This window comes from Streptomyces sp. NRRL B-1347, from assembly GCF_000720325.1.
Lineage (GTDB): Bacteria > Actinomycetota > Actinomycetes > Streptomycetales > Streptomycetaceae > Streptomyces.
Genome location: NZ_JOJM01000009.1, coordinates 150866 through 159859 on the forward strand (window position 1 = coordinate 150866; position 8994 = coordinate 159859).

Here is an 8994-nt window from a genome sequence, read left to right on the forward strand (position 1 = left end):
GCAGGGCCCTCGTCCTCGCCCTCACCTCGCCTTCCGGCACCGGAAGCGGAAGCCGCTCCCCGACGTGTGCCGCTCCACCTTCGTGTCCTGGAAGCCCGCCGCCGCGAGCCGCCCCGGCAGCTCCTCCGGATCGAGGACGTTCATCGTGTCGAAGAGGTGGAGCAGGCGGAATCCGAAGCTGGACAGGCTGTCGCTGCCCGCGAACACGCCGCCGGGCCGCAGCGCCCGGTGCGCCTCCGCGAACACCCTGTCCTGCAAGGCCCGGGTCGGCACGTGGTGGAGCATCGTGAAGCAGACGACCGAGTCGAAGGACGCCTCCGGCAGCGGCAGGTCGGAGGCGTCCGCGTGCAGCACGCGCGCCCGGTCGCCCCACCGCCCCTCAAGGAGCCGCGCCGTCTTCCCGTCGACCTCGACGGCCGTGAGCCGCGGTACGCGGTCCACGAGCACGCGCAGGTTCGCCCCGTAGCCGGGGCCGATCTCCAGGACGTCGTCGCCCAGGTCCACGCCGTCGAGCGCGAACGGCAGGATCAACTCCCTCGTCGTACGGGCCCACTTCTCGGAGCTGCACAGCTTTCGGTGTGCGAGGTTCATCGGCATGCACCGGACGCTAGGCCCGCCGCCCCGGTGACCACCACGGGCTACTGTGCCTACTCATGTCGCGCAACGGACATCCGTCCACCGCCGTGTTCGTCGGCAGCTTCGCCATGCCGAAGGGGGTGCGGTTCGAGACCCACACCCATCCCTTCCACCAACTCGCCTGGTCGCAGCGTGGTTTGCTGCGCATCCGCACCCGGGTCGGGTCCTGGCTCCTGCCGCCCACCCTCGCCCTGTGGATCCCGGCGGGCGTCCCGCACGCGACGGAGGCGGCGGGCGACGCGCTGATGCGCGCCCCGTACGTGGACCCCGCCCAGTGCCCCGAGCCGGTCGCCGCCTGGGCCGGGCCGACGGTCGTCGCCGCGACGCCGCTCCTGCGCGCCCTCATCGACCACCTGTCGCACGGGGGCCTCGCCGCCGACGCCCGCGCCCGCGCCGAAGCGGTCCTCCTGGACGCGCTGTCCCCGGTGCCCGCCACCAGCCTCTCGGTGACCGGGCCCCGCGACCCCCGGGCCCGCCGGGTCGCCCGCGCGCTCGCCGCCGCGCCGCACGACACCCGCCCCCTCGCCGCGTGGGCGACCGAGGCCGGTGTCAGCGCCCGCACGCTGGCCCGCCTCTTCGTGGCGGAGACGGGCCTGCCCTTCGGGCAGTGGCGCGAACAGCTGCGCATGCAGGCGTCGATGCCGCTCCTGGCCGAAGGCCTGACGGTGGAGGCCGTCGCCCACCGCGTGGGCTACGCGTCGGCGAGCTCGTTCGTGGCGGCGTTCCACCGCGTGGTGGGCGTGACACCGAGGCAGTACTTCAGCGAGCCACGCCGCGGATGAACGCCCTCCAGGCGCGGGCGCCTATCACCAGGGCGGGCCCGCCCTGGACCTTACTGTCCCGAACGGGGACGACCCCGCCACCGCTGGTAGCGACTTCGACGCAGTTCTCACCGCCGTCGCCGCTGCTGTAGCTGCTCTTGTGCCACCGGGCGGCGCCCACGAAGTCGTATGCGACCTCGACGCAGTCCTCGCCACCGTCGCCACCGCTATAACTGCTCTTGCGCCAGAGGGCGTTGCTCAGGTCGTACTCGCGCATCGTCTGTAGTCCTCCGCCGCCGCCTTGATCAGGGCCAGGGACGCCGTCAGCGACAGCGCGGCGGCCCTGAGCAGATCGTAGGACGCCTGTGTCCGCCTCACCACCGCAGGATCGTCCAGCAGATTCCCCGAAAACACCGCTTCTGTATAGACAGTTGCCGGAGCGTCCTCGAACTCCATGAGCTTCATCATCTTGCCCATCGTCGGGTACGCCCCGGCCTTGAACGGCACGACCTGCACCAGCACCCTCCGCTCTTGCATCAGTGTGGTGATGTGGTCCAGCTGCTCGGCCATCACGGCGGGCCCGCCCACTGGCACCCGCAGCGCGGTTTCGTGCAGGGTCGCCCAGTACACGGGCCGTGTGGCGTCTTTGAGGAGCAGCGCGCGATCCATTCGAGCCCGGACCAGTTCCTCGACGTACTCATCGGTGGCGAGCGGGTTGCCCGCCAGGATGACTGCTCGCGCGTACTCGGGGGTTTGGATGAGACCTGGAACCACTGCTGGTGCGAAGTCGTAGATCTTCGTCGCCAAGCGTTCCAGCTCCGCCGCATGCGCGAAGTACTCCGTGTAGGGCTGCCCCTGAATGAGCTTGCGCCACAGCCGTTCGAAAAAGCCCTCGGTTTGCAGGACTTCGTCGATCCGTTGGGCCACGTCCAACTGCGGCTTGCGAATCGCCTGTTCGAATTGGCCGATGTAGCCGCCGGACACAAAAACGCGGGCCCCCAACTCCACTTGGGTGAGGCCCGCGTTCTCGCGCCGCCGCTTTAACTCCGCCCCGAAGAACTCCCAGGCCGCCTGGCGTGACCCATGGGCACCTTTGGCCATGGATAACTCCCCTCTGCTGCGCCGACGTTGTAGAGCACAGACTCCTGCCAACAGTAGACGCACTGCGTCACCGTGGAGACACGAAGCGTGAAATTCGAGGACTAAGGGGAGCCACGTGACGGCGAATGGCGCCGCCGGCGAGTCACACTCGACGGCATGTGTGGAAGAGGCGGAGGACACGGTGAAAGAATTGCGCGCTGCCCTGGAGAGGGCGGGAATTTCGTTGCCGTCGTTGCGGGTGGACCCGGTGACCGTCGCGCGGCAGGCGCCGTGCCCGCTGGTGGACCTGGGCAGGTGCTCGGTGGAGGCGGCGGCGCGTCTGGCGGCCGGTCTGCCAGGCAAGGGGGTGCACCCATGAGGCTCCCCATCGGAACGTACGCGGTGGACACCCGGACCGGCAGGGTCGGCAGGGTGATGGGTCACGAGGGGCCGTACGTCCAGCTGCGCCCGTACGGAGGCGGGCGGGAGTGGGACTGCGCCCCGGAGAAACTGCGAACGGCCACGTCGGCGGAGCGCCTGCGCGCGGCAACGGCCTACGCGAACGCACGCAGCCGGGGGGAGGTGCCTTGACGTAGGGGCTCGCCGTCAGCCGGTCCAGGTGATGTTGGAGACGTAGACGCACTCGTGGCGGGGGATGGCGAGAAAGCTGATGAAGCCTCGCCCGCCTAGGAGGTCGAATACGCGCAGCCCACCTTCGCGATTGGCTGGGCTGCCAGCCCGGACGCTGTCCGGGTCGAGGGCGGCGAGCTCGGTGGCCAGGCGCTCGATCTCGGCGACCACGCCCGGCGGTAGTCCCTTGGTGAGGTATTCCTCGCTGGGGTTCCAGTCCCAGGTCCAGTCGCTCACCGAAGCCCGGCCTCGGCTTCCGCGGCCTCCCAGATCTGGCGGATCTCCGTCACGGCGTCCATGGGGTCGCCTTCGCCGGTGTCGATGAAGAGCTCCAGCTCTCGGAACCGGGCGGCGCGTTGCGGGTGCCGTTGGATGGCTACGAAGACGGCCCAGTAGTGGATGAACGAGCGCAGCGGGGCGAGGCTCTGGGTCTGCTGTGCGTTCGTCGTGGCCTCGAAGAGGCGCCGGGTCAGTTCGGGAACCTGGCTGGGCGCGATCTTGGCCACGGCGGCACGCAGCGCGTCGGGCGTCAGCTCGGGCATCGGGATCAGCGGGCCGTAGGGGCCGTCGAGCTGTGCGCTCATGGAGCCTCCGGTCTGCGGAACTGGTTCTCGTACGCTACCGGGTCGCAGACGGCCGTACGCGGCGAACCGGGCGGCGACGGGCCCGGGCCGCCGCCCCGGCGGCGTACGGGACAATGGGCCCATGAGCCTGTTCCGTGACGACGGTGTCGTGCTGCGCACCCAGAAGCTGGGTGAGGCGGACCGCATCATCACGCTGCTCACGCGCGGGCACGGGCGCGTGCGGGCCGTGGCCCGGGGCGTGCGCAGGACGAAGTCGAAGTTCGGGGCGCGCCTGGAGCCGTTCTCCCACGTGGACGTGCAGTTCTTCGCGCGGGGCAGCGAGCTGATCGGGCGCGGCCTGCCGCTGTGCACGCAGGGCGAGCTGATCGCTCCGTACGGTGGCGGCATCGTGTCCGACTACGCCCGGTACACCGCGGGCACGGCCATGCTGGAGACGGCGGAGCGGTTCACCGACCACGAGGGCGAGCCGGCGGTGCAGCAGTACCTGCTGCTGGTCGGCGGGCTGCGGACGCTGGCGCGCGGCGAGCACGAGCCGCACCTCGTCCTCGACGCCTTCCTGCTGCGCTCGCTCGCCGTGAACGGCTACGCGCCCAGCTTCACCGACTGCGCCAAATGCGGCATGCCGGGACCCAACCGCTTCTTCTCGGTCGCCGCGGGCGGCTCGATTTGCGCGGACTGCCGGGTGCCGGGCAGCGTCGTACCGTCGGCGGAGACCCTGGCGCACCTCGCGGCGCTCCTGACCGGGGACTGGCAGACGGCGGACGCCTGCGAGGCCCGGCACGCGCGCGAGGGCAGCGGACTCGTATCGGCTTATCTGCACTGGCACTTGGAGCGCGGGCTGCGCTCGCTTCGGTACGTGGAGAAGTAGGCGCGTGGTGAAGCGGCGCGCGGCCCGCGAAGATCGCTAAGAACTGGAGTAGTCCCCCATGGCACGACGCGGAATCCTCGGACGGTCCCGCCGTGAGTACACGACGCCCGAGCCCCACCCCTCGGGCGCGCGGCCGCCGAAGATCCCCGGCGAGCTCGTCCCGCGGCACGTCGCCGTCGTCATGGACGGCAACGGCCGGTGGGCCAAGGAGCGGGGCCTGCCGCGCACCGAGGGGCACAAGGTCGGCGCCGAGCGCGTCCTGGACGTCCTCCAGGGCGCGATCGAGATGGGCGTGGGGAGCATCTCCCTGTACGCCTTCTCCACCGAGAACTGGAAGCGCTCGCCCGACGAGGTCCGCTTCCTGATGAACTTCAACCGGGACTTCATCCGCAAGTCCCGCGACCAGCTCGACGAACTCGGCGTGCGCGTGCGCTGGGTGGGCCGCATGCCCAAGCTGTGGAAGTCCGTGGCCAACGAACTCCTGGTCGCCCAGGAGCAGACCAAGGACAACGACAGGCTGACGCTGTACTTCTGCATGAACTACGGCGGCCGCGCCGAGATCGCCGACGCCGCGAAGGCCCTCGCGGAGGACGTGCGGGCCGGGCGGCTCGACCCGTCGAAGGTCTCCGAGAAGACCCTCGCGAAGTACCTGTACTACCCGGACATGCCGGACGTGGACCTGTTCCTGCGCCCGAGCGGCGAGCAGCGCACCTCCAACTACCTGATCTGGCAGAGCGCGTACGCCGAGATGGTCTTCCAGGACGTCCTGTGGCCGGACTTCGACCGGCGCGACCTGTGGCGGGCCTGCCTGGAGTACGCCTCCCGCGACCGCCGCTTCGGCGGCGCGATCCCGAACGAGGACCAGCTCAAGAAGTAGCGGTACGCGAGAGGGCCCGCGCCGTCAGCTCGACGGTGCGGGCCCTCTTCGCGTACGTCTACGTCTTGGCTACTTCTTGGCGCACTCCGCGCAGGTGCCGAAGATCTCGACCGTGTGCGCCACGTTCACATATCCGTGCTCCGCGGCGATGGCCTCCGCCCACTTCTCCACCGCAGGGCCCTCGACCTCCACGGCCTTGCCGCAGACGCGGCACACCAGGTGGTGGTGGTGCTCGCCGGACGAGCAGCGGCGGTAGACCGCCTCGCCGTCGTTCGTCCGCAGGACGTCGACCTCGCCGGCGTCGGCGAGGGACTGGAGCGTGCGGTAGACCGTGGTCAGGCCGACCGAGTCGCCGCGGTGCTTGAGCATGTCGTGGAGCTCCTGCGCGCTGCGGAACTCGTCCACCTCGTCGAGAGCCGCTGCCACCGCGGCTCGTTGCCGTGTGGCCCGGCCTCGCACGGGGGGTCCCGCCGTCGTCACAGATGCCTCCTCAGCGCTCGTCCGCACAGCTGTCACAGGTCGTCTCTCGCCCCGCCATTGTGCCAGGTCGATACTCGGCCGTGACCAGAGTGCTCTCGGACAGTGATCCGACGCGGTCTGGACCATGCCTCTTCGATCACTGCCCCGACGACGGCCGCCTCAGACCTTGATCCCGTCCGCGGTGCCTCGCGCGCCCGGCACGTCCGCCGTGCACGCCGCGTCGCTCCTGGCCAGGGACCGCGCCCTTCTCCTTGCGAGCGGCGTGGCCAGAATCGTCAGGACGATGAACACCCCGATCGTCAGGAGCACGATCGTCGCGCCGGGCGGCACGTCCTGGTAGTACGAGGTGACGGTGCCGCCGATCGTCACGGAGACGCCGATCGCCACCGCGATCGCGAACGTCGCCGCGAAGCTCCGGGTGAGCTGCTGCGCCGCCGCCACCGGAACCACCATCAGGGCCGACACGAGCAGCAGGCCCACCACGCGCATGGCGACGGTGACGGTGACCGCGGCGGTGACCGCGACGAGGAGGTTGAGCACCCGCACCGGCAGGCCCGTGACCCGCGCGAACTCCTCGTCCTGGCTCACCGCGAACAGCTGGCGGCGCAGGCCGACGGTGACGAGCACCACGAACGCGGCCAGCAGGCAGATCGCCGTCACGTCGTCCTGCGAGACGGTGGAGAGCGAGCCGAACAGATACGAGCTGAGGTTCGCGTTCGAACCGCCGGGCGCCAGGTTGATGAACATGACGCCGCCCGCCATGCCGCCGTAGAACAGCATCGCGAGGGCGATGTCGCCGCGCGTGCGCCCGTACCAGCGGATCAGCTCCATGACCACGGCGCCGACGACGGCGACGGCCGTCGCCATCCACACCGGGGACGTGGAGAGCAGGAAGCCGAGGCCGACGCCCGTCATCGCCACGTGGCCGATTCCGTCGCCCATCAGGGCCTGGCGGCGCTGCACCAGATAGATGCCGACGGCCGGGGCGGTGATGCCGACGAGGACGGCCGCGAGCAGCGCCCGCTGCATGAACGCGTAGTTCAGGATTTCCATCGCCGGGTCCTCAGGTGAGCAGGCCGGTGCGGACGGGGGCCGCGTCGGCGTCGTGCGGATGTACGTGGTCGTGGCCGGGCAGCGCGTGCTGGCCCACGGCCTTCGGCGGCGGCCCGTCGTGCAGCACGCAGCCGTCGCGCAGCACCACCGCGCGGTCGATCAGCGGCTCCAGGGGGCCCAGCTCGTGCAGGACGAGCAGGACGGACGTGCCGCGCTCCACCTGGCGGCGCAGGGTGGCGGCCAGGACCTCCTGGCTGGCGAGGTCCACGCCCGCCATCGGCTCGTCCATGATCAGCAGATCGGGCTCGGAGACCAGGGCGCGGGCGATGAGCACCCGCTGGTGCTGGCCGCCCGACAGGGCGTTCACGGAGTCCTTCGCCCGGTCCGCCATGCCGACCTGCTCCAGGGCGTCCCGTACGGCGTCCCGGTCGGCCTTCCGCAGCACGCCGAAGCGGGCGCGCGAGAGCCGGCCCGACGACACCACCTCGGTGATCGTGGCGGGCACGCCGCCCGCGGCCGTGGTGCGCTGCGGCACGTAGCCCACCCGCGCCCAGTCGCGGAAGCGGCGGCGCGGCGTACCGAAGATCTCGATCTCGCCGCCCGTCACCGGCACCTGGCCGATGACCGCGCGCACCGCGGTGGACTTGCCCGAGCCGTTCGCGCCGAGCAGCGCGACGACCTCGCCCGCGCCGACCGTCAGGTCGATGCCGCGCAGGACCGGGCGGGCGCCGAGCTCGGCGGTCACCCGGCGCAGGGATATGACGGGCTTGCCCGTGCCGTTCCTGGCGTCGCTCATGTCGGGCCCCTTTCCTGAGGGCGTCCGGCCTCGGCCGGTGGTCACTTGGCGCCGAGCGCCGTGCGCAGGGACTTCAGGTTCGACCGCATCACCTGGACGTAGTCGTCACCCCGGGACTTCTCCGTGATGCCCTCGATCGGGTCGAGTACGTCCGTCCTCAGCTTCGCGTCGTCCGCCAGGGTCTTCGCGGTCTTGTCGCTGACGAGCGTCTCGTAGAACACCGTCGTCACGCCGTCGGCCTTCGCCATCTTCTGGAGGTCCCGGACGCGGTTCGCGCTCGGCTCGCCCTCCGGGTCGAGGCCCGTGATGGCCTCCTCGGTGAGGCCGTAGCGCTCCGCGAGGTAGCCGAAGGCCGCGTGCGTGGTGATGAAGACCTTGGACTTGGTGTCCTTCAGGCCGTTCTTGAACTCCGTGTCGAGGCCCTTGAGCTTCTTCACCAGGGCCTCGGTGTTCTTCTCGTACGTGGCCCTGTGCTTCGGGTCGGCCTTCGCGAAGGCCTTGCCGACGCCCTCGGCGACCTCGCCGTACCTGACCGGATCCAGCCAGATGTGGGGGTCCTTGCCGCCGTGGTCGTGGCCGTGGTCGTGGCCCTCGTGCTCGTCCTTGCCGTGCTCGTCGTGCTCGTCGTGCTCCTCGGCGTGGCCGCCCACCTCGGTGCCGTGCTCCTCCAGGCTCGTGAGGCCCGCCGCGTCGATCTTCGTCTTGATGCCGGACTGGCTGATCGCCTCGTCCACGTTCGGCTGGAGGCCCTTCAGGTAGAGGGCCGCGTCGGACTCCTCCAGCTGGGCGCGCTGCTTGGCGCTGATCTCCAGGTCGTGCGGCTCCTGGCCGGGCTCGGTCAGGCCGGTGACCTCGACGTGCTTCCCGCCGATCTGCTCGGCGAGGTACTGCATCGGATAGAACGACGCCACCACGTCGAGCTTGCCCTTGTTGTTCGTGGCCGCGGCGTCGTCGGAGGCGCAGGCCGAGAGGGTGGCGAGGCCGAGGACCGCCGTGGCGGCGAGGGCGGTGCTGGGTATGAGGCGGCGTCGTACGTTCATGACAGTCATTTTCAACAATTATGGAAACGATTGTCAACAAACCCCCGCCCCATGTGCCCGGCCTCACGCGGGGCGCCGGGCCGGGGCCGGGCCGGGTCGCTGGGGCAGTGCGGGTGGGCGGGAGAGAGCCCGTCGCGGCAGTGGCGGTGCCGACGGGGAATCGGGCGAAGGGGGAGGAGAGGGGCGGGG

At 70.6% G+C, this 8994-nt stretch carries 13 protein-coding genes; 4 read left to right on the top strand and 9 right to left on the bottom strand.

The features are described from left to right. Positions 1-21: 21 nt before the first annotated feature. Positions 22-597, bottom strand: a complete 576-nt coding sequence (locus IG74_RS0111935) for a class I SAM-dependent methyltransferase (RefSeq protein WP_030674160.1) — start codon at positions 595-597, stop codon at positions 22-24. A 56-nt stretch (positions 598-653) separates the two neighbouring features. Here IG74_RS0111935 and IG74_RS0111940 point away from each other — a divergent pair, with 56 nt between their 5' ends. After that, positions 654-1418 carry an AraC family transcriptional regulator gene (locus IG74_RS0111940; RefSeq protein WP_030674163.1) on the top strand — a complete coding sequence of 255 codons (765 nt, stop codon included), beginning with the start codon at positions 654-656 and terminating at the stop codon, positions 1416-1418. Here IG74_RS0111940 and IG74_RS0111945 read toward each other — a convergent pair. Beyond that, on the bottom strand, positions 1396-1674 hold the full coding sequence (locus IG74_RS0111945; protein WP_030674166.1) for a DUF397 domain-containing protein: 279 nt from the start codon (positions 1672-1674) through the stop codon (positions 1396-1398). The genes IG74_RS0111940 and IG74_RS0111945 overlap by 23 nt on opposite strands. Then, positions 1656-2498 (bottom strand): helix-turn-helix domain-containing protein, encoded by an 843-nt coding sequence (locus IG74_RS0111950; RefSeq protein WP_030674169.1) that lies wholly within the window; start codon positions 2496-2498, stop codon positions 1656-1658. Before IG74_RS0111950 ends, IG74_RS0111945 begins: the two co-directional genes overlap by 19 nt. A 354-nt stretch (positions 2499-2852) precedes the next feature. Between IG74_RS0111950 and IG74_RS53395 the strand changes: the two genes are divergently transcribed. Next, the gene (locus IG74_RS53395) at positions 2853-3068 is read left to right on the top strand and encodes a hypothetical protein (protein ID WP_030674182.1); all 216 of its coding nucleotides are present in this window, start codon (positions 2853-2855) and stop codon (positions 3066-3068) included. Positions 3069-3083: 15 nt separating this feature from the next. On the opposite strand, the gene IG74_RS0111965 is transcribed toward IG74_RS53395, so the two are convergent. Both IG74_RS0111965 and IG74_RS0111970 read right to left on the bottom strand, forming a co-directional pair. Next, positions 3084-3344 (bottom strand): hypothetical protein, encoded by a 261-nt coding sequence (locus IG74_RS0111965; protein WP_030674184.1) that lies wholly within the window; start codon positions 3342-3344, stop codon positions 3084-3086. After that, entirely contained in the window at positions 3341-3691 is a 351-nt protein-coding gene (locus IG74_RS0111970) for a hypothetical protein (RefSeq protein WP_030674187.1), read from the bottom strand. The genes IG74_RS0111965 and IG74_RS0111970 overlap by 4 nt, the downstream gene beginning before the upstream one ends. A gap of 121 nt (positions 3692-3812) precedes the next feature. Between IG74_RS0111970 and recO the strand changes: the two genes are divergently transcribed. Continuing rightward, complete coding sequence (gene recO, locus IG74_RS0111975) at positions 3813-4559, top strand: DNA repair protein RecO (RefSeq protein WP_030674188.1); 747 nt, start codon at positions 3813-3815, stop codon at positions 4557-4559. Positions 4560-4617: 58 nt separating this feature from the next. Continuing rightward, positions 4618-5436, top strand: a complete 819-nt coding sequence (locus tag IG74_RS0111980; RefSeq protein ID WP_030674190.1) for an isoprenyl transferase — start codon at positions 4618-4620, stop codon at positions 5434-5436. 69 nt (positions 5437-5505) lie between these two features. Here IG74_RS0111980 and IG74_RS0111985 read toward each other — a convergent pair whose 3' ends face one another. From IG74_RS0111985 to IG74_RS0112000, 4 genes are all read right to left on the bottom strand, one after another. Next, positions 5506-5916, bottom strand: a complete 411-nt coding sequence (locus tag IG74_RS0111985) for a Fur family transcriptional regulator (RefSeq protein ID WP_030674192.1) — start codon at positions 5914-5916, stop codon at positions 5506-5508. Positions 5917-6075: 159 nt separating this feature from the next. Next, a complete protein-coding gene (locus IG74_RS0111990) occupies positions 6076-6969 on the bottom strand; it encodes a metal ABC transporter permease (RefSeq protein WP_030674193.1) in 894 nt (297 codons plus the stop codon). Positions 6970-6979: 10 nt separating this feature from the next. Then, positions 6980-7765, bottom strand: coding sequence for a metal ABC transporter ATP-binding protein (locus IG74_RS0111995; RefSeq protein ID WP_030674196.1), 786 nt, complete (start codon positions 7763-7765; stop codon positions 6980-6982). A gap of 41 nt (positions 7766-7806) precedes the next feature. Continuing rightward, on the bottom strand, positions 7807-8805 hold the full coding sequence (locus IG74_RS0112000) for a metal ABC transporter substrate-binding protein (RefSeq protein ID WP_030674197.1): 999 nt from the start codon (positions 8803-8805) through the stop codon (positions 7807-7809). Between the last annotated feature and the right edge of the window lie 189 nt (positions 8806-8994).